This is a genomic window from Flavobacterium daejeonense DSM 17708, assembly GCF_000425425.1.
GTDB classification, from domain to species: domain Bacteria; phylum Bacteroidota; class Bacteroidia; order Flavobacteriales; family Flavobacteriaceae; genus Flavobacterium; species Flavobacterium daejeonense.
The window spans coordinates 117264-143543 of sequence record NZ_KE384374.1; the positions used below are offsets into that span (position 1 = coordinate 117264).

The 26280-nt window shown below is 35.3% G+C and carries 19 protein-coding genes; 13 read left to right on the forward strand and 6 right to left on the reverse strand.

Going from position 1 to position 26280, the window contains the following annotated elements; all coding sequences use genetic code 11:
- Nucleotides 1–79: 79 nt before the first annotated feature.
- From H599_RS0118270 to phoU, 8 genes are all read left to right on the forward strand, one after another.
- Nucleotides 80–766, forward strand: coding sequence for a response regulator transcription factor (locus tag H599_RS0118270; protein WP_026715429.1), 687 nt, complete (start codon nucleotides 80–82; stop codon nucleotides 764–766).
- A gap of 38 nt (nucleotides 767–804) precedes the next feature.
- On the forward strand, nucleotides 805–1926 hold the full coding sequence (locus H599_RS20170) for a sensor histidine kinase (RefSeq protein ID WP_051590811.1): 1122 nt from the start codon (nucleotides 805–807) through the stop codon (nucleotides 1924–1926).
- A 345-nt stretch (nucleotides 1927–2271) separates the two neighbouring features.
- Entirely contained in the window at nucleotides 2272–3459 is a 1188-nt protein-coding gene (locus tag H599_RS0118280; protein WP_026715430.1) for a porin, read from the forward strand.
- 90 nt (nucleotides 3460–3549) lie between these two features.
- On the forward strand, nucleotides 3550–4383 hold the full coding sequence (locus H599_RS0118285; protein ID WP_026715431.1) for a phosphate ABC transporter substrate-binding protein: 834 nt from the start codon (nucleotides 3550–3552) through the stop codon (nucleotides 4381–4383).
- Between the two features lie 80 nt (nucleotides 4384–4463).
- The gene (gene pstC / locus H599_RS0118290) at nucleotides 4464–5699 is read left to right on the forward strand and encodes a phosphate ABC transporter permease subunit PstC (protein ID WP_051590812.1); all 1236 of its coding nucleotides are present in this window, start codon (nucleotides 4464–4466) and stop codon (nucleotides 5697–5699) included.
- A 3-nt stretch (nucleotides 5700–5702) separates the two neighbouring features.
- Entirely contained in the window at nucleotides 5703–6647 is a 945-nt protein-coding gene (gene pstA / locus H599_RS0118295) for a phosphate ABC transporter permease PstA (protein WP_081810603.1), read from the forward strand.
- Nucleotides 6648–6696: 49 nt separating this feature from the next.
- Complete coding sequence (gene pstB / locus H599_RS0118300) at nucleotides 6697–7455, forward strand: phosphate ABC transporter ATP-binding protein PstB (protein ID WP_035141942.1); 759 nt, start codon at nucleotides 6697–6699, stop codon at nucleotides 7453–7455.
- 71 nt (nucleotides 7456–7526) lie between these two features.
- Nucleotides 7527–8189, forward strand: coding sequence for a phosphate signaling complex protein PhoU (gene phoU, locus H599_RS0118305; RefSeq protein ID WP_035141944.1), 663 nt, complete (start codon nucleotides 7527–7529; stop codon nucleotides 8187–8189).
- A 74-nt stretch (nucleotides 8190–8263) separates the two neighbouring features.
- Here the strand turns inward: phoU and H599_RS0118310 are convergent, their stop codons facing one another.
- Together H599_RS0118310 and H599_RS0118315 are read right to left on the reverse strand one after the other, a co-directional pair.
- The gene (locus tag H599_RS0118310) at nucleotides 8264–8902 is read right to left on the reverse strand and encodes a response regulator (RefSeq protein WP_026715436.1); all 639 of its coding nucleotides are present in this window, start codon (nucleotides 8900–8902) and stop codon (nucleotides 8264–8266) included.
- 11 nt (nucleotides 8903–8913) lie between these two features.
- Complete coding sequence (locus H599_RS0118315) at nucleotides 8914–10326, reverse strand: sensor histidine kinase (protein WP_026715437.1); 1413 nt, start codon at nucleotides 10324–10326, stop codon at nucleotides 8914–8916.
- A gap of 402 nt (nucleotides 10327–10728) precedes the next feature.
- On the opposite strand from H599_RS0118315, the gene H599_RS20455 reads away from it, so the two are divergent.
- From H599_RS20455 to H599_RS0118330, 3 genes are all read left to right on the forward strand, one after another.
- Nucleotides 10729–17649 carry a DUF7507 domain-containing protein gene (locus H599_RS20455; RefSeq protein WP_026715438.1) on the forward strand — a complete coding sequence of 2307 codons (6921 nt, stop codon included), beginning with the start codon at nucleotides 10729–10731 and terminating at the stop codon, nucleotides 17647–17649.
- Nucleotides 17650–17704: 55 nt separating this feature from the next.
- On the forward strand, nucleotides 17705–18619 hold the full coding sequence (locus H599_RS0118325; RefSeq protein ID WP_026715439.1) for a PorP/SprF family type IX secretion system membrane protein: 915 nt from the start codon (nucleotides 17705–17707) through the stop codon (nucleotides 18617–18619).
- 117 nt (nucleotides 18620–18736) lie between these two features.
- Entirely contained in the window at nucleotides 18737–20683 is a 1947-nt protein-coding gene (locus tag H599_RS0118330; RefSeq protein WP_026715440.1) for an OmpA family protein, read from the forward strand.
- 104 nt (nucleotides 20684–20787) lie between these two features.
- Here the strand turns inward: H599_RS0118330 and H599_RS0118335 are convergent, their stop codons facing one another.
- The 3 genes from H599_RS0118335 to H599_RS0118345 form a co-directional block, all read right to left on the reverse strand.
- Nucleotides 20788–21864: a glycosyltransferase gene (locus tag H599_RS0118335; protein WP_026715441.1), complete on the reverse strand. Its 1077-nt coding sequence runs from the start codon at nucleotides 21862–21864 to the stop codon at nucleotides 20788–20790.
- Nucleotides 21865–22043: 179 nt separating this feature from the next.
- Nucleotides 22044–23297 (reverse strand): aspartate kinase, encoded by a 1254-nt coding sequence (locus tag H599_RS0118340; RefSeq protein ID WP_026715442.1) that lies wholly within the window; start codon nucleotides 23295–23297, stop codon nucleotides 22044–22046.
- Nucleotides 23298–23309: 12 nt separating this feature from the next.
- A complete protein-coding gene (locus H599_RS0118345; protein ID WP_026715443.1) occupies nucleotides 23310–23810 on the reverse strand; it encodes a GNAT family N-acetyltransferase in 501 nt (166 codons plus the stop codon).
- A 171-nt stretch (nucleotides 23811–23981) separates the two neighbouring features.
- On the opposite strand from H599_RS0118345, the gene fbp reads away from it, so the two are divergent.
- Nucleotides 23982–24995 carry a class 1 fructose-bisphosphatase gene (gene fbp, locus H599_RS0118350; RefSeq protein WP_026715444.1) on the forward strand — a complete coding sequence of 338 codons (1014 nt, stop codon included), beginning with the start codon at nucleotides 23982–23984 and terminating at the stop codon, nucleotides 24993–24995.
- A 73-nt stretch (nucleotides 24996–25068) separates the two neighbouring features.
- Here fbp and H599_RS0118355 read toward each other — a convergent pair whose 3' ends face one another.
- Complete coding sequence (locus tag H599_RS0118355; RefSeq protein ID WP_026715445.1) at nucleotides 25069–25500, reverse strand: tellurite resistance TerB family protein; 432 nt, start codon at nucleotides 25498–25500, stop codon at nucleotides 25069–25071.
- A 184-nt stretch (nucleotides 25501–25684) separates the two neighbouring features.
- Between H599_RS0118355 and H599_RS0118360 the strand changes: the two genes are divergently transcribed.
- Entirely contained in the window at nucleotides 25685–26278 is a 594-nt protein-coding gene (locus H599_RS0118360; RefSeq protein ID WP_026715446.1) for a HupE/UreJ family protein, read from the forward strand.
- Nucleotides 26279–26280: the final 2 nt, after the last annotated feature.

Consider the following 26280-nt stretch of genomic DNA (forward strand, 5'->3'; position numbering starts at 1 on the left):
TTTTAAATTACGGTTAACAGGAGTTTTATGCTGTTTTTTTATTGTTACATTTACAACGCAAAAGAAAATTTGCTAGATTATGAAAAAGAAAAACACGAAGATTTTACTGGTAGATGACGAACCAGATATTTTAGAAATTGTAGGTTATAATTTGACTCAGGAAGGCTACCAAATTGTTACAGCCTCTAATGGAAAAGAAGCGATAGCTAAGGCTAAAAAAGAATTGCCTAATCTAATTATAATGGATGTCATGATGCCTGAAATGGACGGAATGGAAGCCTGTGAAAACATCCGGGCCATTCCTGAACTGAGTGATGTAATCATTACTTTTCTAACAGCAAGAAGTGAAGATTATTCTCAGGTGGCCGGGTTTGATGCCGGAGCCGATGATTATATTACGAAACCAATTAAGCCAAAGTTATTAGTAAGTAAAGTAAAAGCTTTATTAAGAAGATTAAAAGAAGAAGGTGCTCAGGACAGCGAAACGCTAAATGTAGGCGGAATCGAAATTAATCGGGAAGAATATAAGATCATCAAAGACGATGTAGAGATTGCTTTGCCTCGCAAAGAATTCGAATTGTTTTATCTTTTGGCTTCTAAACCAGGTAAGGTTTTTAAAAGAGATGAAATCTTAGATAAGGTTTGGGGGAACGAAGTGGTAGTAGGCGGAAGAACGATTGATGTCCACATTAGAAAACTACGCGAGAAAATTGGTGATGACCTTTTTAAAACGATAAAAGGGGTAGGTTACAAATTTGAAGTATAATTGTTATTATCTTTGAAGTAACCTGATATAATTATTCAATGAAAATAAGTTTTAAAAAAACCTATAAGTTTGCCATAAAATCGGCATTTTACATCAGTCTTTTTTCTACTGCTTTTGTTCTCGGTTTGGCAATGATAATTTTTAAAGTTGATCCTAAAAGTCTCTGGGTTTTTGGGATCATTTTTGTTTTTGCTATTTACCTCTTTTCTTTTTTGGTGTTGCAATATCGGGTAGAACGTTTTATTTACCGAAGGGTGAAAAAAATCTACGACGATGTTTCTTTGTTAGAATCCAGCACATTGATTAATCAGCCCATAACTACCGACATGGAAACTTTGACCCGAGAGGTTAAAAAGTTTGCTACCGATAAAAAACTGGAAATAGAAATGCTACAGGTTCGTGAGGAATACCGAAGAGAGTTTCTGGGAAATATTTCACATGAATTAAAAACACCTCTTTTTACCGTTCAGGGTTATATCTCTACGTTATTAGACGGAGCGATGGATGACAAAACCATTCGAAAAAAATATTTAAAACGAGCCGATAAAGGTGTCGAGCGTCTTATATATATAGTAGAAGATTTGGATATGATTACCAAATTAGAATCGGGAGATTTAAATTTGGAGATTACCGAATTTGATATTGTCGAATTGATTCGCAATGTTTTTGACTTATTGGAAATGAAAGCCGATAAGAAAAAAATATCGCTAGCTTTCGAAAACGAATACATTCGTCCCAATTTTGTCAGAGCTGATAAAGATAGAATTCAGCAGGTAATTGAAAATTTAATTGTCAATTCTATTAAGTACGGAAAAAAAGGAGGTGTCACCGAAGTGGCTGTGGTGAATTTGACTAAAGAAAAGGTTTTGGTTCGCATCAGTGATGACGGTGAAGGAATTGAACAACAAAATATCCCGAGATTGTTTGAGCGGTTTTATCGCGTGAACAAAAGTGGTTCCCGTGCCGAAGGAGGTTCCGGTTTGGGGCTGGCAATTGTGAAACACATCATCGAAGCGCATAAAGAAAAAATTTATGTAGAGAGTGAATTCGGTATTGGTTCAGAGTTTTCTTTTACGGTTGAAAAGGCAGGAGTAAAAGAAGAAAAAAAGGAGCCTAAAAAAATAATAGACGAAGAGGAGGAAGAAGATGATGATGAATAATTGAGTCTGTTTTTTGTCTTAATAAATAAGGGTGTAGTTCATTAGAACTGCGCCCTTATTTTTTTGCTTTTTACTCAAAATTTAAGCCAGATTGTTGCTTTTGGGAAGAATAAAAAATAGCATTTTTTCAATGTTAATAAATTGTTAAGCAATAAAACAACTTGTTAGGTCTTATGAATACTGGGTTTTGTTGTTTTTAAATCTCGTTTTTCTGACATTGTTATTTGTCTAATGTGAACAAATCTTTACGTTGTGGTGTCTTAAAGGTAACTCAGGCTTAATATTTAAAAGAAAGTTTAATATTAGGTTTGCATTAAAATAATACAATATTGATTCTAAGTTAAAATGAAAAAGAAATTATTTGTTATACTGTTGATGTGTTCAATGGTGACTTTAGCTCAAGAAGGAAAAAAAACTTCAGAAGGCTATAATGTTAATAAAAAGAAATTAGGTTTTACAGCGGCCGACAGCCTATTTCAGGTAAATATTGGTTTTAGAATTCAAAGTCGTGCCGGATTTGAAAAAACAGAAGGAGAAACCGGTTTTTATGAAGGTGAAGTAAGAAGAATGCGTTTGAAATTGGACGGTTTTGTTTATAATCCAAAATTTGGATATAAAATAGAATTAGGTTTTGCGGCTAGGGATATGGTAACCTTAGACAATAAAAATGGAAATGTAATTCTGGATGCAGTATTCTTTTACCATCCTACTAAAAACTGGACTATTGCTTTTGGACAAACAAAATTACCTGGAAATAATCAACGTGTGATTTCTTCGGGAGCTCTGGAATTTACGGATCGAAGTATTAATAACTCCAGATTTAATATCGATCGTGACTTTGGGCTTTTTGTAGATTATAGTCATGAAAATCCATCTAAGTTTGCTTACTCATTCAAAGGAGCTTTGACTAAAGGAGAAGGAAGAAACTGGGTTAAAACGGAAGATGACGGAATTGCTTTAACTGCAAAAGCTGAATTGTTTCCTTTAGGTTCATTTACAAAACACGGTTCGAATTTCGAAGCTGATTTAGAAAGAGAAAAATCAGTAAAATGGATGGTTTCGGGAGCTTTTTCTCAAAATAATCACGCTTTAAGAAAACAAGGGCAATTAGGAAGTGAGTTGTACGAAGCAAGAACTATTAAATCGTTGTTTTTTGATACGATGTTAAAATACAATGGCTGGTCGCTTATCGGAGCTTATATGTCGGCTATGTGCGATGATCCAACTACAGTAAATCCTTTGGATATTACTAAAATACAAACAGTTTTTACAGGTCACGGAGTGGATACGCAGTTAAGCTATGTTTTTCCGTCCAATTACCAAATCGCAGCCCGATATTCTATTCAAAAAGCAGCTAGTGAAATTCAGGCTACTAATCCTGATGCTGATGAGTATGCTTTAGGTTTGTCGAAATATATTTTAGGTCACAAATTAAAAGTGCAAACCGAGGTTTCTTATAGAAATGACAAATACATTTCAGGAGACAATATAGGAACCTGGTATGTACGTGGTCAGGTGGAAATTGGATTGTAATTTATTAATACACTAACAATTAGATAATATTAACTTAACATTGAAGCGAAGTATCTAGTGTACTTTTGTATCAAAATTAAAACAAAGAAAATGAAAAAGTCAAATTTAAAATTATACGCATTTTTAGCTGTAATCATGATGGTTGGATTGTCTTTTACAGCGTTGAAAAAAATCACTGTAAAGGGGTCTGATACGATGGTAATTTTGTCTCAAAAATGGGCAGAAGTATATATGGCAAAACATCCGGGAACTGTGATTCAGGTTACCGGAGGAGGTTCAGGTGTTGGTTTAGCAGCTTTGTTGAATGGTTCTACAGAAATTGCTAATGCAAGTCGTCCTATTAAACCGGCTGAGGTTCAAAAATTGAAAGCAAAATATAAAACAGCAGGAATTGAAATTCCATGTGCTAAAGATGGATTGTCTGTTTTCTTAAACAAAAACAACAAAGTTTCTGAGTTAACAATTCAGCAATTAGGAGATATTTATTCCGGAAAAATTACTAACTGGAAACAAGTAGGTGGGGATGATGCTAAAATCCGTTTGTACGGAAGAGAAAGCAGCTCTGGTACTTTTGAGTTTTTCAGAGAGCATGTAGTAAAAGGAGATTTTGTTGCTAACGTTCAAACTTTGCCTGGAACTGCTGCAATTGTTAATGCAGTAGCTAAAGATAAATACAGTGTAGGTTACGGTGGTGCTGCTTATGCAGAAGGAGTAAAAGATTGTAAAGTAAAGAAAGATGCTAAAAGCAAAGGAGTGTTGCCAACTGCTGCTACCATTAAAAACAAAACTTATCCGATTTCAAGATACTTGTTTATGTATTTGAAATCAAGACCTACAGGAGAAACTAAAGCTTTTATTGACTGGATTTTAAGCCCGGAAGGACAAAAATTAGTTGTTGAAACTGGATATTTCCCGGTAAAATAATACAAAATAAATGAAGACAGTCCTTTATCACTACAACTGATAAAGGATTTGTCGTATTTTATAAATTCTAAATTTTTAAAATGAGTTCTCCAATTTCGAGTAAACAAAATTTTACCAGGGAGGGTCTGAAAAAACAATTCCGACTTTCCGAATTTTTGGCTGAGAAAATAATTTCTTCGGTTGCATTTTTGTCGATAGCTATCATCTTTTTGATTTTTATTTTTGTTTTTAAAGAGTCTTTGCCAATTTTTAGTTTAGGAAAAGAATCAGTAAAAGTTGAAATGCAGCAATCTGCTTCTGTCTCAGGAGACCAACCCGAATCTTACGGTGGTGTTGAAACGGAAGATTTACAACCAGAGTCTTATGGTGGTTTGGAAACAGAAGATTTACAACCTGAATCTTACGGTGGTGTTGAAAAGGAAGATTTACAACCAGAGTCTTACGGTGGCGTAGAGAAAGAGGATTTACAACCGGAAACTTATGGAGATGTTCAGGCAGAACCATTAGTGGAAAATAATGATTCGGCAGAAGGTACAGCTAAGGAGGAAAAATCAAACTCAATTTGGGATACTTTATTAACTCCGGATTGGGTTCCGGTTTCCGAAAACCCGAGATTTGGTTTGTTAAGTTTACTTATCGGAACGCTGAAAGTAACCATTATTTCGATGCTTATTGCAGGACCAATTGCTATTTTGGCAGCGCTTTATACTTCTTGTTTTGCTTCTAAACGAACTAAGGAAATCATTAAACCAATTATAGAAATGTTAGCTGCTTTTCCATCAGTTGTTATTGGTTTCTTTGCTTTGATGGTAATGGCTACTTTCTTTCAGGACATTTTTGGGTATGATTCCCGATTAAATGCTTTTGTAGGTGGTGTTGCGATGGCTTTAGCGGCGATTCCAATTATTTATACAATTTCTGAAGATGCGCTTTCTTCTATTCCAAAAACCTATACTGAAGCAAGTTTAGCATTAGGAGCTAATAAATGGCAAACGGCCTTTTATGTGGTATTGCCTGCGGCGACTCCCGGGATTTTTGCCGCTTTGTTATTAGGAGTAGGAAGGGTTTTTGGAGAAACCATGATTGCTTTGATGGCAACCGGAAATGCAGCTTTGATGTCGGCAAATCCATTTGAAAGTGTGCGAACCTTTGCGGCAACAATCGGAGCAGAAATGGCTGAGACCGTTTTTGGTGAAACACATTACAGCGTGTTGTTTTTTATAGGATCTCTATTATTCATTTTTTCTTTTGGATTAAATGCGTTGGCCGAATTTTATGTAAAGGGTAAATTAATTAAGAAATTTCAAGGGAAATAAAACATGGAAACAACAACTACAGAAATGAATAGTTCTTTGCTTTCAACTCAAAATAAGTCTTCAGATTTAAAAGGAAAACTGATTGTAGGGGCCACACAATTGGCTGTTTATACCATAATCGCAGTGCTTTTTGTGATTTTGGGAATTATAATATATGAAGGACGCGAAAAATTCTCCTGGGAATTTATTAGTTCTTTTCCAACCAATGGGATGACCGAAGGAGGAATTTTTCCGGCTTTGATTGGTACTTTTATCATGGTGATTGTAATGTCGTTGGCAGCTGTTCCTTTCGGTACAATTACAGCGATTTATTTGACGGAATATGCCAGCGAAAGTTCCAAATTTGCGGCGGCAGTTCGTTTTTCGGTTCGAACTTTAGCGGTAGTTCCTTCGATTATTTTTGGACTTTTCGGACTTGGATTTTTTATCCAATTCGTTGGAACGGGTTTTGATACTGCTTTTAACGGAGGTGAATTACGATGGGGACAACCTAATATTCTTTGGGCGAGTTTAACGATGTCTCTTTTGACCTTGCCGGTAATTATTGTTTCGGTGGAAGAAGCTTTAAAAACGATTCCAAGAGAATTGCGTGAAGCGAGTTTGGCCTTGGGAGCAACCAAATGGCAAACCATCAAAAATGTAGTGCTTCCGGGGTCGGTTTCGGGAATTATGACCGGAACCATTCTTGCGGTGAGCAGAGGTGCCGGAGAGGTAGCACCTATTTTATTTACCGGAGCGGCTTATTATTTGGCTACATTGCCGGGTTCTTTGAGCGACCAGTTTATGAATTTGGGTTACCATATTTATATTATGGCGACGCAGTCTTCTGATGTGGAAAAAACAATGCCTATTCAGTTCGCAACAACTTTGGTGTTATTGATTCTTACTTTGTCTCTTAACGTAATTGCAGTCGTAATCAGATCCAGAATTAGAAGAAAAGCAAAATAATTTTGCTTATTAGTTGTTAAAATTTACTTTTAGATATAATAAAATAAAAATGAAAGACGTAAAAATACAAGTAAATGATTTGTCATTGTATTATGGTGAAAAGAAAGCATTAAAGGAGATTTCGATGCAGGTGCCGGCTAATAAAGTGACTGCTTTAATTGGGCCTTCCGGTTGTGGGAAATCAACTTTTTTGAGATGCATTAACCGAATGAATGATTTGATTCCGAGTGTTTCTATTACCGGGCAGATGCTTGTAGAAGGTGTCGATATTTACGATAAAAATGTAGATGTGGTAAACATCCGAAAAAAAATCGGGATGGTTTTTCAAAAATCAAATCCTTTCCCGAAATCCATTTATGAAAATGTTATTTACGGTTCCCGAATTAACGGAATTACCGATAAAAGAGAGTTAGATGAAATAGTTGAAACCTCTTTAAGACAGGCAGCTATTTGGGACGAATTGAAAGACCGATTGGGCGACTCGGCTTTGGGACTTTCAGGAGGTCAGCAACAACGTTTGTGTATTGCCCGAACTTTGGCTGTAAATCCGGATATTATTCTTATGGATGAACCGGCAAGTGCTTTGGATCCTATTTCGACTTCTAAAATTGAAGAATTAGTTCACGAACTGAAAGAGAAATACACGATTTTGATTGTTACGCATAACATGCAGCAGGCAGCGCGTGTAAGCGATCATACGGCTTTCTTTTATATGGGAGAATTAATTGAGATGGGTAAAACAGATGCTATTTTTACCAAACCGGCCAAAAAGCAAACTGAGGATTATATCACGGGTAGATTTGGATAAAATTATAGAAATAGTTTATAATTGTTTTTTATAATTTCAGTCTTAATATTTTTAAAAAAATAAAGTACAGAATGACACACTTTGAAATAGAATTAGATAAGTTAAAAAATGTAATTCAAAAAATCGGAGCTTTAGCTGAAAACCAGGTGAATGAATCGGTTAAGGCCTTGCTTTCTGAATCGGTTGCCGAAGGGAAAGAAGTAAAAAAAGTTGAGAGCAAAATTGATAAATTGGATGTTAAGATTGACGAAATTTGTCAAAGAATTTTTGCTTTGCAACAGCCTGTTGCCTCTGATTTGCGATTTATCATGGCTTCGTTGCAAATTAGCAATGAGATGGAGCGCATAGGCGATTTGGCCATTAGTATCATCAAAAAAAATAAAAGCATAAAAGAAAAACACGATTTGATAGCAAAATTTGATATTGCTACCATTGCCAGAGAAGTCGAAGTGGTGATGGTAAAAACAAATGAATGTTTTTTAACCCGCGATTCTGAGGTTATTTCGTCTGTTTTTCCTTTAAATTATGCAATTAAGGCTAAGGTAGATGAGGTTATAGGAGCCATTATCAACGAAATGAAAACCAATTCTAAGGTTGTGGTTTCCGGAACCAATCTGGTTTTGGTTTTAAAACATTTAGAACGTATTTCGGAACATTGCAGCAATATTGCTGAATATGTGTATTTTATGGTTCATGCCAAAATTATCAAACACGAAAAGTTTGAAGATAAATAATTGATTTTATTAAAAAATAAAAAATCAGGTTTTCAATGAGAAGAACCTGATTTTTTATTTTTTAATAAAAATAGTTAGCCTTCCAGTCCTATAGATTTATTGTATAAGGTAATGAGTTCTACAATATTTCGGATGTTTAATTTGCTGAAAATTTTGTTTTTATGGGTGCTAACTGTGGTGAGTTGGATGTTTAATTTATTGGCAATTTCAATATTTCCGTCTCCATGAACCAGTAGTTCCGAAATCTCTTTTTCTCTTTTGGATAGTTTATCCAGCGGATTGATACTTTCTTTATTTGTAGAAGCTTTTACGAGATCTTTAATAATATCGGGAGTTAAATAATTTCCGGTTTTTAAGATGCTTTCTACGGCATTAGTGAGTTTCTTTTTATCGCTTAATTTGTTCAGGTAACCATTAGCTCCGGCAATGATGTACGGACAGGCATGAGTTTCTTCTTCATAAACCGAAAAGATAAGTATTTTAACTTCAGGCTGAATGTTTTTGATTTCTTCAATCATTAGCGTATTTCTTCCGCCGGGGATATTGATGTCGAGTATAATTAAATCAAATTCTTTTTGTTTTAAGAGTTTAATGGTGTCACTAAAATTATCAGTTGTAGAAATAGAAATGTGTTTGACTTTTTCTTCTAATATGATAGAAACACCAGTTCTTACAACAAGATGGTCGTCTACTATAAGGATTTCTTTTTGCATAACTTCTTTCTTTAAATTAAGGACTTGTTTTGTTTAAAGTTAATATTAATGGTTACAGTAGTTCCATCATTAGTAGGGTTTGAAAAAGAGATGTCTCCTTTTAGTATTATCAAAAGTTCTAGTACTAAATGCAGACCAATTCCATAAGTGCTTAAGATTAGTTTTTCGGGGTCTCTGTTTTTAAATAAATTAGTATAATAGTCTATAATTTCCTGACTCATTCCTGTGCCGGTATCTTTTACCCAATAGGTGATTTTTTCAGTATCGGATGAGGCACCAATTTCGATACTTCCTGAATTCGTATTTTTTATGGCATTGTCTAATAAATTATGGATGATGATTGAAATGATTCTGATATTAATGTCCGAATTTAAAGTATTATCGGTCTTATTTATAATTTGAGTGTCATTATTTGCGGCAATTTCTTCAAAAAAAATTTTTTTGCTTTCAATCAAATCATAAACAGAGTACTCTTGCTGGTTGTAATCCCGGTCTTCGATGTATATTTTGGAATATTCGATAAGCGTTTTGGTAAAATCATACAGTTGCGAAGAGGATTTGTAAATGGTACTTGCGTATTTGTAAGTTTCGGGATTTTTTGCTTTTTTGGTATTGCTGCTCAAATGTTTAGCAATAAGCTGGATGTATTTTAACGGACTGCGAATATCATGGCTAATGGTTCCGATGATTTTTTTGTGTTGAATAATTTCGGTGTATAATTCCAGTTTGGTTCTTTCTAAATCATTAATGATGGCTTCCAGTTGTATTTTTTGTTGTTTTAATTCCTGTTTGGATTTGATAATTTTTTTGAGCATTCCGCTATAATAAACGCTGATAGAACATATAATAATACAGATAAAAAAAATGTTGGTCAGCAAAAGGTAATAATTGGTTTTGCGGGTACCGTCGCCCATGAGTTCTGAAAAACGCTCTTCACTACGGGTAATACTGTGACTGAGTTTGTCCAGCTCTTCCAGAATTTTGATTTTTGTTGCTAAATCTAGTTTTTGTTTTTCTATTAATCGGTGTAGTGCAAAACCTCTATTGTATAATTGTGTATTTAAGTAGTCTCCATGTTTCCATTCCTCAATGGCATTTTGTAAAAACCACAGACTTTTAAAATTGTTAAAAAGCCAAATCATATCATTTAAATCCTCTTCATGATTTTTACCTTCTCTAAAACCCTGCTTGATTGTTTCGGTATCTAGTTTTTTTGTTAATGCTATTCGGGCTTTTTTATCTCCCAGCGGAATATTGATGTTAGAAACAAATTTTGTCCAATATTCTTCTTTTGAGGTGAAAACATAATTTATCAAATTGCGGGTGGCAACATTATGTCCTTTGGAGTAGCGTGATTCTCCGTTTACATAAGCTCTTGTGGCTGAAAGTGTTTTTATCGTGTAGAAGTTAACTACTATCAACATCGAACAGGCTGTTAGTATTATAATTAAAAAAGTAATGGTATTTGTTTTAGCTGGATTCAATTTTATAGAGAATACTAAACGTTGTTAATTGCTGGATGAAAAGGATTGTAATGAATAGTTTGTGGTGATAAAAACTATCGCTTTACAAATATATCAATATATACAAATTTTTTTTGTAAGAATTAATCGATTTAAGAATTGAATTTTATCAGGATGTTAATCGATTTTATTTCCCTTTCTTGTAGGTTTATATCTACTTGTTTTCTCCGATTTTCGATATTCATTAATTTAATTTTGTGAATGAATCGTTATTGCTGCTGAATTTTAGGTTTTTTATAGTCTTACTATTCGGATAAAATCAGCTAAAATAAGATTTACAATCAAAATCAAATGCTTTAGATTATGAGAAATAATTACTTTAATTTATTAAATAATGAGCCAATTAAAATCTTACAGTTAACTGCTAAGCTTAATATGTTGGCTTTGTTTTTAGGGTTTCTTTTATTGTCCTTAAATTCATACGGACAAAATAATGCTGACGACCCAGTTCCTTTTGTGTCTTCGAACTTTGCTAATTTGTCTGTTAGTGAAAATACAACAGCAGTTTTGTGTGTGGGTTGCGGAGTAAGCAATGAGGCTAATTTAATTGATGCTGATTTAACTAATTATGCGACTGCAAGCACAGGTGTACTTAGTGTAGGTGTTGTTAATAGATTACGAGTTACTGACGGAACTTTAAATAAAAGTTATGTTCCGGGAACGTTTACAGGTTTTAAAATAGGAACCGGAAGTCAGGTTCTTAGTTTGGATTTATTAAACGGGATAACAATAAGAACCTATCTTGATGGGGTTCTTCAGGAAGCAAATTCCGGAAATGGATTGTTAAGTTTGAGTTTGCTTTCCGGGACAAATGAAAATTTAGTAGGTTTTAACACTTTAAAATCATTTGATGCGGTTGAAATCGTTTTAAATGGAACAGTGTCTTTATTAAGTGCTACTAATATTTTTTATGCTGTAATAAAAGAATATAGTGCCGGACCTGATTTGGTTTGTAATACGGTTACAAAAATGAGCTTTCCAACTTATCCGGTTACTATAGATCAGGCTAATACAGGTTTTTCGGGATTACTTTCTGCAGGAAGTGTTTCGAATACTGAAAACGCTGTTAGCGCGGATGATTCAGATTATGCAACGATTAATTTTACAATTGGTGCTTTGGCTAATGCAAGTATCGCTATAAAAGACCAGGTTACCAATTATCCCGCAGGTACTTATGCAGGGGTTGAAATAGAAAACACGGGTTTATTGGATTTGGCTGTTTTAGGTAATATAGTCGTTTCTACATATTTAGACGGAGTGTTGAAAGAGCAATTTTCGGGTAATAATTTATTAGCCAATGTAGGATTGCTTCCTGCTGCGGGACGTTTCAAATTAGGATTTGTGAGTTCTCAGAGTTTTGATGAAGTAAAATTAACCATCAATCAAACGGTAGGATTGAGTTTAGGAACTACCAGAGTTTATGGTGCTGTTTTTGAAAAATTTTGTGCCGGACCTGATTTAGCTTGTAATACGCAAACACCTATGACAGCTCCAACGTATCCGGTATATGTTAATAATGCTAATTCAGGAATTAATGGTTTAGTTTGTGCTTTGTGTACGGTAACCAATCAGGATAATTTAATTGATGCCGATTTAACAAATTACGCCAGCGTTAATCTGGCTGTGGGTGTTGGAACCAGCGGAAGCTTATCCGTAAAAAATCAAATTACCGATTATCCGGCCGGAATTTTTGCCGGTTATACGATAGAAAATCCTGCTTTACTTAATGTAGGAGCATTGGATTCGGTAATTATAACCACTTATTTAAATGGAATTCAACAAGAAACCAAAACAGGAAATGGACCTTTAGTTTCTGTGGGAACTGATTTGTTAGTGAGCACCGGAAAACAAACTCTGGGTTTTGTGACTACAATGCCTTTTGACGAAGTTAAAATTACTTTTCAAAATACGGTCTCAGTAAATTTAGGAGAGGTTAAAGTGTATAACTCTGTTTTCCAGAAATTATGTGATCCGGTTGTAGAGTGTAATAAGACTTATACGTTGACTAATCCTGATTTTCCGGTAATTATTGATGCCGATCACTCGGGTGTTGAAGGGGTTGCCTGTGTGTCTTGTGCTGTTACGAATACCAATAATTTATTAACAGCAGACGAAACGGATTATGCTAATATTACATTGATTGCCGGAGTTGTAGGTTCTGGATCAGTCGCTGTAAAAGATCAGTTGTTTACTTATCCAAAAGGAACTTTTGCCGGTTTTGTAATTGATGATTTAGGGACGCTGGCTCAGGTTAATTTATTCCAATCTTTGCAAATCAGTACTTATAATGACGGTGTTTTACAGGAATCGCAATCAGCAGGACAATTAATTGATTTATCGCTTTTGGGATTGGATGTTTTAGGTTCCGTTCCGGGTGTTTATAATGTTGGTTTCAAAACGACTTTGCCTTTTGACGAAATCAGGCTGACTTTAAATTCGGTAGCCAGTGTAATCAATTCTATTAATGTTTACGGTGCTTTTGTGGATACTTCTGAGAGTGACGGAGGTGACGGAAGTACATTAAATTGTAATGCTTCTTCTATTTCAGTTCTGAAAGAAGGAACTTATGTGGATGCCAATTCTGATGGAAAAGTAAATCCGGGTGACCGAATTGATTATACATTTGAAGTTAAAAATACTGGTTTTAAAACGGTAAGCAATATAACATTGACAGATAATAATGCTACTGTTTCCGGTGGTCCAATAGCCAGTTTAGAGCCGGGAGCCAGTGATACCACTACTTTCACGGCAACTTATACGATTACACAGGCAGATATTGATAAAGGGGTGGTTTATAATTTAGCTACTGCAAATGCTATTAGTATTTTAGGAACGCCATTGACCGCTACTTCAACCGATCCAACTCCTTGTACAACTTGTCCTGTAAATCCTGATTGTCCTGATTGTACTGCTACTGAGGTACTACAAACGGATGGTGTCGCCTTGGTGAAAACCGCAGTAGTAAGCGGAACCGGAGTAAAAGGAGATGTGATTACTTATACTTTTATAGTGACGAATACCGGAAACACTACTTTAACTAATGTAGTAGTAACCGATCCAATGACTGGTTTGGTAATCTCGGGCGGATCAATTGCCAGTTTAGCTCCGGGAGCTACTAATAATACAATTACTGGTACTTATATTATTACTCAGGCTGATGTTGATGCCGGAAAAGTAACCAATCAGGCAACAGTAACCGCCAAAGATCCTCATGGTAATATTATTACGGATCTTTCGGGAACAACAGTAACTACAGATGACAGTACCGAAACACCGGTGACTCAAAATCCATCGATTGCTTTAGTAAAAACAGCAAGTGTATCGGGATTAGGTGGTTTAGGTGATACGGTAACTTATACTTTTGCTGTAACCAATACCGGAAACACCACATTGACTAATGTTGTAATAACCGATCCATTGCCGGATTTAGTAATAAATGGTAGTCCTATTGCCAGTTTGGCTCCGGGAGCAACAAGTTTAGCAATTACCGGAACTTACAGTATTAAGCAAACGGATCTCGATGCTGGAAAAGTTAGTAATCAGGCTACAGTTACCGCTAAAGATCCACAAAATAATGATGTTACTGATTTGTCAGGAACTACCATATTGACAGATGATACGACTGAGACTCCTGTGGGAGCCAGATCAACTATTGCTTTGGTAAAAACAGCCAGTGTAGGTGGTTCAGGAGGATTAGGAGATACCATTACCTATATTTTTGCTGTGACTAATACCGGAACAACAACTTTGACTAATGTTGTGGTAACTGATCCGATGGTTGGATTAGTTATTACAGGAAATCCTGTTGCCAGTATAGCGCCGGGTATCACCGATTCATCAATTACAGGAACTTATGTTATTACTCAGGCTGATATAGATGCCGGTCAAGTAGTGAATTCGGCATTGGTGACAGCTAAAGATCCATCAAATAATGATGTAACGGATATATCAGGAACGACAATTGGAACTAATGATAATACGATAACTCCAATCACACAAAATTCATCTATAGCTTTGGTAAAAACGGCCAGTATAGGTGGTTCAGGAGGTGTAGGAGATGTTATTACTTATACTTTTACAATTCATAATACAGGAAATACCACTTTAAAAAATATTTTAGTAAGTGATCCAATGCCTGGATTGTTACTTACGTCTAATTTAATTGCCAGTTTGGCGCCTGATGCTGATACAACAATTACGGGAACTTATATTATTACTCAGGCTGATGTTGATGCCGGAAAAGTAAGCAATCAGGCCACAGTAACAGCTAAAGATCCTCAAAATAATAATGTGACTGATTTGTCAGGAACTTCTGAAATTACAAATAATCCTACAGAGGTAACTTTTACCAAATCAGCTTCAATTGCTTTTGTGAAAACAGGAGTTTATAAAGGAAATGCAACTAAAGCTAAAGTTGGAGACAAAATTACTTATACGTTCACTGTGACTAATACCGGAAACGTAACGATAAAGAATGTAACTATAAATGATACAAAATTAGGAATTACCAATCTGGCAGTTAGCCCGTCCACTTTAGCACCATTGGCAAGCGGAGTAGCAACTATGGATTATACCATTACTCAGGCTGATATTGATACCGGAAACGTAACGAACACTGCTACTGCAACAGGAAAAGACCCACAAAATATTGATGTTACAGATACATCAGGAACTGCTGTTGATAATGATACCAGTACCGAAACAATTATACCAAAATCGGCTTCTTTAGTCTTTGTAAAAACAGGAGTTTATAATGGGAATGCGACTAAAGCTCAAGTAGGTGATAAAATTACTTATACGTTCACGGTAACGAATACCGGAAATGTAACTGTAAAAAATATTGTGATTAATGATGCTAAGTTGGGAGTAAGTAATCTGTCTTTGATTCCGGCTACACTAGCACCTGCAGCAACCGGAGTGGTGACTCAGGATTATACTATAACTCAATCCGATATTAATGCCGGAAAAGTAACTAATTCGGCTATAGCTATCGGAAAAGATCCGCAGGATATCGATGTTCAGGATGTTTCAGGAACAACTGTTAGCAATGATATTAGTACGGAAACTATTTTGCCAAAATCAGCTTCAATTGCTTTCGTCAAAACAGGAGTTTATAATGGAGATGCTACTAAAGCTCAAGTAGGTGATAAAATTACTTATACATTCACGATAACGAATACGGGAAATGTAACGATTGATAATATTGCGATTATCGATGTAAAACTTGGTATTACCAATTTGGTTTTAGTTCCAAGTACACTAGCACCGTCTGCAAGCGGACAAATAACTCAGGATTATGAAATAACTCAGGCAGATATTGATGCAGGAAAAGTGACGAATACAGCTACAGCTACAGGACAGGATCCACAGGGCGTAAATGTGTTTGATATATCAGGAACTACTGTAAACAATGATACCAGTACAGAAACTACCTTGCCGGAATCTTCTTCAATTGCTGTGATGAAAACAGCAACAATTAGTGGAACCGGAACCGGACTTTTAGGTGAAACAGTGAATTATACTTTTACCGTAAAAAATACCGGAAACACAACTCTGACTAATGTTGTTGTGACCGACCCGATGACGGGTATAATCCTGACCGGAAATCCTATTGCCAGTTTAGCACCGGATGCTACCAGTACAGCTATTACCGGAACTTATGTAATTACCCAAGATGATGTAGATGAAGGAAAAATAAGCAATCAGGCTACAGTAACAGCCAAAGACCCTCAAAATAATGATGTAACCGATATGTCCGGAACAACCTTAACAACGGATGATACCACTGATACACCATTAACGCAATCTTCTTCCATTGCTTTGATTAAAACGGCAGTAATCAGTGGAACCGGAACCGGACTTTTAGGTGAAACAATTACCTATACTTTTGCGGTGAAAAATACCGGAAATACGACCCTGACTAATGTTGTTGTTACAGATTCAATGAGCGGTTTAACCCTTACAGGCAACCCAATTGCGAGTTTAGCTCCTGGAATTACCAGTACAGCTATTACCGGAACTTATGTAATTACCCAAGATGATGTAGATGACGGAAAAGTTAGTAATCAGGCTACGGTAACAGCCAAAGATCCTAAAGATAATACTGTAACCGATTTGTCTGGAACAACATTAACAACGGACGATATTACTGAAACTCCGGTTGCTCATAATTCGAGTATTGCCTTAGTGAAAACAGCAGTTTATAATGGAAATGCCACTAAAGCTCAGGTTGGGGATACAATTAGCTACACATTTTCGGTAACTAATACCGGGAACACCAACTTGACAAATATTGTTGTAACGGATCCAATGACAGGTTTAATTCTTACCGGAAGTCCGATTGTGAGTTTGGCACCGGGAGTTACTAATTCAGGTATCACAGGAATTTATACTATTACTCAAGCCAACATTGAAGCCGGAAAAGTAAGTAATCAGGCTACCGTTACTGCTTTAGATCCGGATAATAATCCGGTTAGTGATCTTTCCGGAACAGCAATAGACAATGATGCAATTACAGAAACAGGATTACCTCAGTCACCAAAAATTGCTCTGATATTAAAAGGGGAATTTCAGGATGAGAATCAGGACGGTCAGGCACAAATTGGAGAAACCATTTTGTACACCTATACCATCATGAATATGGGAGATGTTCCGCTAAGCAATGTTTGGATTAAAGACCAATTGGCAGGACTTGATGAAAACTCTGGAATCATTGATATGCCTATCGGAGCGATGGATACCACTACTTTTTCGGCAAGTTATAGCATTACACAAGAAGATATTATTGCTGGACATGTGATGAATCAGGCTACTGTGTATGGTACAAGTCCGTTGGGAGTTATAGTTCAGGATTTATCGGATGACGATAGTCCGTTAGAAGATGATTCGACTGTAATAGGGGTTGAAGGTTGTGTTGTTGAGGTTTTCAACGCAGTTTCTCCAAATGAAGGTTCAGAATATGAAAGGATTTTATACATACGAGGATTGGATTGTTATCCAAATAATTCTGTTCAGGTGTTTGACCGTTGGGGAGTAAAAGTGTTCGAGGTGGACGGATATGATAATAATACGAAAGCTTTCAGAGGAATTTCTGAAGGAAGAGCTACGGTAAGTCAATCCAAGGCTTTGCCAAGCGGTACTTACTATTATGTACTAAAATACGTAGATCCAAATAGTGGACAAGCTCAAGATAAGGCGGGATACCTGCATTTAATTAATAACTAAATAAATGCAAAACACGAAAAAGAAAAGTTCTTTTAGAATAATTAAAATTAAGAGTATGAAAACAAATTCTATAATACTATTTCTGTTGTTAGTAATGGTGTCTGGTTTTGCACAACAGGATTCGCAATACAGCCATTACATGTATAATACCATTAATATTAACCCTGCTTATGCCGGTAGCAGGGGAGTAACAAGCATTTTTGGGTTGCATCGTTCACAATGGGTAGGATTAGATGGAGCACCAACGACTAATGCCTTTTCCATTAATGCGCCTTTAGAAAATTCAAGATTGGGAATTGGGGTGTCTTTTGTTAATGATAAAATTGGAGCCGGCGATCAAAATAATCTGGCGGTAGATTTGTCTTATACAATTCCTACTTCTGAAAATTACAAATTGTCTTTTGGTATTAAAGCTTCAGCCGACTTATTGAATGTGGATTATACCAAATTAAACAGATATAATACCGGGAATCAGTTGTTTCAAAATAACATCGATAATGAGTTTTCTCCTAATATTGGAGCGGGAGTTTATTATCATTCTGATAAAATGTATGTTGGTTTTTCGGTTCCCAATTTCTTGACCGTAAAGCATTTTGATGATAATTCTTCAACGGCTTACAAAGACCGATTGCATTATTATTTAATGGGAGGTTACGTTTTTGATGTGAGCCCTGATGTGAAATTAAAACCAAGTGTTTTGGCTAAAATGGTATCGGGAGCACCTTTGCAGGTCGATTTAGCTGCTAATGTTTTGTTGCAGGATAAATTCACTTTGGGACTTTCTTACCGATGGAGTGCTGCGGTAACCGCCATGGCAGGAATTCAAATAACCGATGGATTATTGGTAGGTTACAGCTATGATTTTGACACTACTTCTTTGGAAAATTATAATTCCGGTTCACATGAAATATTCTTGCGTTTTGAATTATTTAGAATTCAAAAACGAATTATAACTCCAAGATTTTTCTAAAAATAAAGCGTATGAAATCGCCATTAACAAAAATTTTGCGAAAGCAAATACCAATGAATAAAATAGCGAACTGGCGAAGCATACCATGTGTTACAACTGAAAATAAAATTTAAACCTATGAAAAAGCATTACATATCAATATTGTTGTTTGGTTTTTTTGCTATGCAACTCACAGCACAGGTAAGTTATGATAATAAAGCCGATAAAGAGTACGACCGATTTGCTTATATCGATGCAATAAAAACTTACGAAAGGATGCATGAAAGAGGGTATAAGTCTCCGGATATGCTCCTGAAGCTGGCTAATGCCTATTATTTTAGCGGCGATTTAGAAAATGCAGCTAAATATTATAAAGAGCTTTTTGCTACCGAAACCATTGTCACTCCGGAATGCTATTACCGTTATGCCCAATCTTTAAAGTCAATTAAAGAATACAAGAAGGCTGATGAAATGATGGCTAAATTCAATAAGGAAAACGGTAATGATTTGAGAGCTAAATTGGCTAAAAGTCAGACAAATTATTTAGAGGTAATTAAGAAAAATTCCGGACGGTACGATATTGAAAACGCAGGGATTAATTCTAAATATTCTGATTACGGAAGTTCTTATTATAATGGAAATTTAGTTTTTTCAACCGCGCGTGATACCGGAAATTTTGTAAAACGAATGGATCCCTGGACCGGCGAAGGTTTTACTAATTTATATGCCGCTTCGGTCGATTCGGATGGGATGTTGTCCAATGTGCACAGAGCATTCAAAAACTTGAATACCAAGTTTCATGAGGCTACTCCCGTTTTTACCAAAGACGGAAAAACCGTTTATTTTACCCGAAATAATTATAATAATGGTAAAAGAGGTACCGATGCTAAAGAAACTACTTTGCTGAAAATTTACAAAGCAACATTAAACGGTGAAAATTGGGATAATATTGCCGAATTGCCTTTTAATAGTAACGATTATAGTGTAGCCCATCCGGCTTTAAGTTCTGACGAAAAGACCTTGTATTTTGCTTCGGATATGCCGGGAACAATCGGGCAATCGGATATTTATAAGGTAAGTATTAATGACGACGGAACTTTTGGAACTCCTGAAAATCTGGGCAAGGGTGTAAATACCGAAGGAAAAGAAACTTTTCCTTTCATTACCAAAAAAAACGAACTCTATTTTGCCTCAGACGGTCATCCCGGTTTGGGAGGTTTGGATGTTTTTGTATCCAAAGCCAGACAGGACGGTAGTTTTAAAGAGGTTCTAAATGTTGGTGAGCCTTTAAATAGTTCTAAAGACGATTTTGGATTGTGGTTTAGTCCGCAAACTAAAATTGGTTATGTGACTTCAAACAGAGACGGAGGAATGGGTGGTGATGATATTTATAAAGTAAAAGAAAAACGCCCAATTGAATATCCTTGCGAGCAATTCCTGAGCGGAACTGTGGCTGATGTAGAAACACATGAAATGATTTCGGGTGCCAAAGTAAGTCTGTTTGACAGCAGTTACAAATTGTTGAAAACATTAACTACAAATGCAAAAGGAGAATTCGATTTTGGTCAGGTGGATTGTGAAGCTAAATATTATATCAAAACTGAGAAAGACGCGTATAACACCGATGAAATTACGGCAACAATTACTGCTGCTACCGGAAAAACCATCATCCCGATTACTATCGAAAAAACACTTAAAAAAGTAACGGTAGGTGATGATATTGCGAAAGCTTTTGGTATTAAAATCATCTACTTTGATTTGAATAAATCAGATATTCGTCCGGATGCGGCTTTAGAATTGTCTAAAATTTTAGACGTAATGATGCAAAATCCAACAATTAAAATTGACATTCGTTCACATACGGACAGCAGAAATACAGCTGCTTATAATTTAAAACTTTCCGAAAGAAGAGCTGCTTCCACTAAAGAATGGCTGATCAAAAACGGAGTGGATACAGCAAGATTAACGGCAAAAGGATACGGCGAATCGCAATTGGTTAATAAATGTGCCGATGGCGTAGATTGTACCGAAGAAGAACATCAGGCAAACAGAAGAAGTGAATTCGTAATTGTTTCGATACAATAACATAACCAGTAGTTTTAGTTAGGTTAGTTTTTTTTCGTTGTCCTATAACGGGGGTTAATTAGGACAACATGTTAAACGCACTAATTGACCATTTTTTTGGTCGATTAGTGTTTGTTTAATAGAAAAACTTCAAAAAGAGCCGTCCAGTTTATATCGGATTTTATTTCAGAGAGTCCTTTATAATGTACTAATTCTTCAAGGTTTTTAATAGTAAAAAGGTCTTGTTCGCTAAAAGGGACAAGGCCTTCTTTTTTTAATTTTTGAGCTAAATATTCCTGTTCGTATTGTCCCGGAGTAGGTATAAAAAAAGTTTTTTTGTTTAGTTTAGCCAAATCCATAATCGAGGTGTATCCGGAACGACAAAGAATAATTTCACTTTCGTTTAAGGCTTGTTCCAGTTGGCGGCTGTTCATGAAATTGTAAAAAGTAACATTTTCCAGATGTTCTTTTTTTTGTTCTTTCTCGATAATCCCTTTTACAAAAAGTACTTTTCCTTTATAAAGTTGGATTTCTTTTTTTAACTTTTCTTCCAATAAACTTCTTTGTGGTTCAGGACCTGAAAGAAGAATCATTAAATCGTATTTCGTATCCACTTTTTTTAAGTGCATCCTACTCAATGGACCAATATATCTAATGTTGAATTCAGGACGTTTCAGGTGACTTAATTCCCCGGCTAAATTTGGATTGCCATTATTATCGGGAACCCAGCATTCGGTATATTTTTTAATAATATTCTGATGCAAAAGACTGCTGAGCCAGGTTGTATTTCCGGTTAAAACATTCAATTGATGCGTGATAAATACCGAAGGCACATTTTTGTTGTAAATCCCCAGTCTGTTGTCGGAAATGATGCCGTCGATTTCGTATTTACTAATCCATTTTTTTACCAATCTTTTTTCTTCCAAAATGGCTTCAATCATTCTTGGGCAATTTTTCAAAAGTTTCCATTTGAAGTTTTTAGCGTTTTTGGCATATTCTATTTCGTAGGAAGGTAATTCGAGGAATTTCAGGTACGGAAATTCTTTTTTTAATAAGTCCAAAGCAATGCCGTCTGAGGCAATAATCGGGATATGATTGTTGTCCTGTAAGGCTTTAATAATGGGAATACAACGGGTGGCATGTCCCAGTCCCCAGTTGAGTGGTGCTACCAGAATGGTTTTGCTTGGCGTATTTATATTCATTTTTTAATCATTTGAATGATAAAAATAGTTAAACAAAATTAGGGAGACAGCCTTTGTTAATTATCAAACTATTAAGTAATTATTTCCAGATGTTTGAAAAGATACTGGTTTTATAAAAACAAAAAACACTGTTGTTAATTACTAAACAACAGTGTTTTTACTATAGAATTTTAAGAAAATTATTCTTTAGTTACAATTTGCATGGTTTCAGTTCCTAATTGTTTTAGGAGAACTGTTTTTCCTTCGCTAACAGTTTGAGCAGCAGCGCCATTAAAATGTCTGATAGTGTACAAAGTTACATTTTCGTTATAACCTACTTTGAATTTTTTAGACAAAATAGCCAATAAGTCTTTGAAGCTACCAAACTTGTCCTCAACGCAAACAGAGAAACTGATGGCAGAGTTTTGAATCAAATTCACTTTGATTTTGAATTCGTGGAACAAACCAAAAATTTCGCTGATGTTTTCCTCCATGATGAATGAAAAATCGATAGAAGAAAGCGAAATCAATAACTGATCTCTCTTTACAATAAAACAAGGCATGAATGGTTCAAGAGTTGCTCCTTTGCTTACCACAGTTCCTTTTAATAAAGGATTGATAAATGATTTTACGTGCAAAGGAATTTCCTTTTTTTGCAAAGGTTGTAAAGTTTTTGGGTGAATTACCGTTGCTCCGTAAAAAGCTAATTCGATAGCTTCTCTGTACGAAATTTGATTCAACAAACTCGCATTTTCAAAATACCTTGGATCGGCATTCATAACTCCCGGAACGTCTTTCCAGATAGTAACACTTTCTGCATTTAAGCAATAAGCAAAAATTGCAGCAGTGTAATCAGAACCTTCACGACCTAAAGTAGTAGTGAAATTATTTTCGTCAGAACCTAAGAAACCTTGTGTAATGTTCAGACTTTTGGTTTTGATGTTTTTAGAAATGTTGTTTTGAGTCAATTCCCAATCCACTTCGGCATCACGGTAATTGTTGTTGGTTTTGATGTAATTACGAACATCAATCCATTGGGTATCGATACCTCTGAAGTTCATATAATGACTCAGGATAGTTGTTGAGATAATTTCTCCCATACTTACAATTTGATCGTACACAAAGTTGTAATTTGGAGATTTATTATGAGCTAAGAAATATTCTAAATCAGAAAAATGCTCGTTTACCGCAGCAAAAACCGCATGGTTTTCATCTTCGAATAAGTCTAATAAAATTTGATTGTGGTATTTTTTGATTTCCTGTACCGATGCATTTAATTCTGCCGATTTATCAAAATAATTTTTGATGACTAATTCTAAGGCATTAGTAGTTTTTCCCATCGCCGAAACTACTAACAAAACATCTTCATAACCCGCTTTTTGCAAAACGTCGTACACGTTTCTGATTCCGGCAGCATCTTTAACAGAAGCACCACCAAATTTAAATACTCTCATATTTTATTTTTTCTAATATTGTTTTAATCTGTTTTCTATAAAATCGGCAATTCCTGCTTCATCCATTTGGGCAACATGCCATTCTTTTAATACTTTGGCGCCTGTTTTTTCATAAAAATCAATTGCCGGAGTATTCCAGTCCAGTACGTTCCAGTCAATTCTTTTTACGTTGTCTCTTTGCGCCTGTTTCATAATTTCAGAATAAAGCGCATAACCAATTCCCTGACCTCTTCGGTCGTGTTTTACTACTAAATCCTCCAGATGGATTATTTTTCCTTTCCAGGTAGAATAACGATAGTAGTAGAAAGCGATGCCTGCAATTTCTTTGTTGTTACTGTCCGAATCTGTTTCGGCTACAAAAACGTGAAATAGTGGTTGTTCACCAAAACCATCTCGGATTAAATCTTCCACAGTTATGATAACTGCATCGGGCTCTTTTTCAAAATCAGCTAATTCCTGAATTAACTTAAGAACGGACGCCATATCTTCTTTTTGACCAACTCTAATATTCATAGATTCGTATTTTTTGGTTTAAAAATTTAACAATATGGCTTTTTGAAATTCTTTGGAACTGAAAATTATTAGCAAATATACAATACTGGAAAACTAAGTAAGTTTTATTGAATCATTATCACAAAAAAAACGATATTTGTTACTTCAAATTTAAATTATATCGATTTCGTAATGGAAGAAAGATCAACCACCTTAGGAGAATTTATTATTGACAATCAAAAATCATTTCAGTATTCATCCGGAGAATTATCCCGAATTATTAATTCCATTCGTCTTGCAGCCAAAGTTGTAAGTTACAAAGTGAACAAAGCAGGATTAGTAGATATAACCGGAGCTGCCGGAGAAACGAATATTCAGGGTGAAGACCAACAAAAATTAGATGTGTATGCGAATGAAGTTTTTATTCAGACTTTAAAAAATCGCGAAATTGTTTGTGGAATTGCTTCCGAGGAAAATGATGAATTTATTACCGTTGAAGGTAAAGATAAAGGGCATAAAAATAAATATGTGGTTTTGATGGATCCTTTGGACGGATCTTCCAATATTGATGTAAATGTTTCGGTGGGAACTGTTTTTTCGGTGTATCGAAGAATCACTCCAATAGGGACTCCGGTAACTCTGGAAGATTTTCTACAACCGGGAACCATGCAGGTAGCCGCAGGCTATGTGATTTACGGAACATCAACCATGCTGGTTTATACTACAGGTGACGGCGTTAATGGTTTTACTTTAAATCCGGCTATTGGTACTTTTTACCTTTCACATCCAAATATGAAATTTGCTCCTGACGGACATATTTATTCTATCAACGAAGGACATTATTTTCAGTTTCCGCAGGGAGTGAAAGATTATATCAAATATTGTCAGGCCGAAGAAGGAGATCGTCCTTATACTTCCAGATACATAGGAAGTTTGGTTTCGGATATTCACCGAAATATGATTAAAGGAGGAATTTATATTTATCCAACAAGTTCTAAAGCGCCTAAAGGGAAATTGCGATTGCTTTATGAATGTAATCCGATGGCGTTTATTGCTGAACAGGCCGGAGGAAAAGCCTCAGATGGTTTTGGAAGAATTATGGAGATTAAACCGAAAGAATTGCACGAACGCGTGTCGTTTTTCTGCGGAAGTTACAATATGGTGGCTAAGGCGGAAGAATTTATGCTTAATGCGTCAAAAAAATAATGTAATTTTTTACCAATAAAAAAAGCTCTTGATTTTTTCAAGAGCTTTTTTTGTATATCTAAAAATAGTCTGATTATTTGTGCATGTTTTGCATTTCGTAAGCAAAAGTGTCAAAATCTACTTTTTTATCTACTAATGACAAAGCTTTTCCAATGATGTAATTCACATTACTTGGAGTGAATCCTAAACCAATAGCAATTTTTTTCAAAAGTGTTTCCTGTTTGTCTCCTAATTGATGGTCAACGTGAACCATTCTGGCTAAATCGTATAGACGCTCCAGTCTTTGAGAATATAAATAAGGAGGATTGATTGGGTGGATTGTTGGGTTTTCTAAAATTTCCTCATATTCTGAAGTTGAAATTTCAAGTTTTGTAGCTAATTTGTCCAAGAAGCTTTTCTCTTCGTTTGAAACAATACCATCAGCTAAAGCAACACGAACAATCGCAGAAAAATGCCCCTTATTTCTTTGTTTAAATTCGCTATCAAATAAATCTGAAAATGACATAATTATTGTATTTTTTTATTCGGCAAATATAATTCAATTTTTAAATTATTAATTTTCTTTTGTGAAATTATTTAAGGTAAATACAGTACGGCAGGAAATTATTCATAAGGAATTAACTGATTGAATTGAGGAGTTTCAAAATTAATCGTAAGTTTACATCCCTTATCAATATATAATACCTATGATGTCCCAATTTTTAATCTATTTTCAATTAGGATTAAAACATATTTTAAATATCTATTCCTACGATCATATTCTGTTTTTAATTGCACTTGTAATACCGTTAGCATTCAAAGACTGGAAACGAATTTTAATATTGGTAACTTCTTTCACGTTAGGGCATACCATTGCTTTGTTGCTAACATTGTACGGAATTATTACGGTAAAAGTGGCTGTGGTTGAATTGCTTATTCCGATAACTATTTTAATTGTGGCTTTGTTTCATCTTTTTACGGCCGGGAAATCGGGAAAAAAGGAAAGTATCAATCTGGTTTTCTTTGTGACGCTTTTCTTTGGGATTATTCATGGTTTAGGGTTTTTAAATTATTTTAAAAAAATACATCACGGAACTTCAACTTCAAAATTGTTGGCGATTTTAGAATCGGCTTTAGGAATCGAAGCGGGGCAATTAGTTGTTGTTTTAGTAGTTTTAATTTTGGCTTATATTGTTCAGACTGTTTTTAGATTTTCAAAAAGAGATTGGACTTTAGTGATGTCGGCATTTATTATTGGAGTAGTTTTGCCAATTATTTTAGGTAATGAAATTTGGTTACGATAGAT

What these genes read in the sequence shown, in the direction of transcription:
- H599_RS20455 (WP_026715438.1), top strand. Translation starts at nt 10,729, where the DNA reads ATGAGAAATAATTACTTTAATTTATTAAATAATGAGCCAATTAAAATC.
- fbp (WP_026715444.1), top strand. Translation starts at nt 23,982, where the DNA reads ATGGAAGAAAGATCAACCACCTTAGGAGAATTTATTATTGACAATCAA.
- H599_RS0118310 (WP_026715436.1), bottom strand. Translation starts at nt 8,902, where the DNA reads ATGCAAAAAGAAATCCTTATAGTAGACGACCATCTTGTTGTAAGAACT.
- H599_RS0118355 (WP_026715445.1), bottom strand. Translation starts at nt 25,500, where the DNA reads ATGTCATTTTCAGATTTATTTGATAGCGAATTTAAACAAAGAAATAAG.
- pstB (WP_035141942.1), top strand. Translation starts at nt 6,697, where the DNA reads ATGAAAGACGTAAAAATACAAGTAAATGATTTGTCATTGTATTATGGT.
- pstC (WP_051590812.1), top strand. Translation starts at nt 4,464, where the DNA reads ATGAGTTCTCCAATTTCGAGTAAACAAAATTTTACCAGGGAGGGTCTG.
- phoU (WP_035141944.1), top strand. Translation starts at nt 7,527, where the DNA reads ATGACACACTTTGAAATAGAATTAGATAAGTTAAAAAATGTAATTCAA.
- H599_RS0118335 (WP_026715441.1), bottom strand. Translation starts at nt 21,864, where the DNA reads ATGAATATAAATACGCCAAGCAAAACCATTCTGGTAGCACCACTCAAC.
- H599_RS0118340 (WP_026715442.1), bottom strand. Translation starts at nt 23,297, where the DNA reads ATGAGAGTATTTAAATTTGGTGGTGCTTCTGTTAAAGATGCTGCCGGA.
- H599_RS0118345 (WP_026715443.1), bottom strand. Translation starts at nt 23,810, where the DNA reads ATGAATATTAGAGTTGGTCAAAAAGAAGATATGGCGTCCGTTCTTAAG.
- H599_RS20170 (WP_051590811.1), top strand. Translation starts at nt 805, where the DNA reads ATGAAAATAAGTTTTAAAAAAACCTATAAGTTTGCCATAAAATCGGCA.
- H599_RS0118330 (WP_026715440.1), top strand. Translation starts at nt 18,737, where the DNA reads ATGAAAAAGCATTACATATCAATATTGTTGTTTGGTTTTTTTGCTATG.
- H599_RS0118360 (WP_026715446.1), top strand. Translation starts at nt 25,685, where the DNA reads ATGTCCCAATTTTTAATCTATTTTCAATTAGGATTAAAACATATTTTA.
- H599_RS0118270 (WP_026715429.1), top strand. Translation starts at nt 80, where the DNA reads ATGAAAAAGAAAAACACGAAGATTTTACTGGTAGATGACGAACCAGAT.
- H599_RS0118325 (WP_026715439.1), top strand. Translation starts at nt 17,705, where the DNA reads ATGAAAACAAATTCTATAATACTATTTCTGTTGTTAGTAATGGTGTCT.
- H599_RS0118315 (WP_026715437.1), bottom strand. Translation starts at nt 10,326, where the DNA reads ATGTTGATAGTAGTTAACTTCTACACGATAAAAACACTTTCAGCCACA.
- H599_RS0118280 (WP_026715430.1), top strand. Translation starts at nt 2,272, where the DNA reads ATGAAAAAGAAATTATTTGTTATACTGTTGATGTGTTCAATGGTGACT.
- H599_RS0118285 (WP_026715431.1), top strand. Translation starts at nt 3,550, where the DNA reads ATGAAAAAGTCAAATTTAAAATTATACGCATTTTTAGCTGTAATCATG.
- pstA (WP_081810603.1), top strand. Translation starts at nt 5,703, where the DNA reads ATGGAAACAACAACTACAGAAATGAATAGTTCTTTGCTTTCAACTCAA.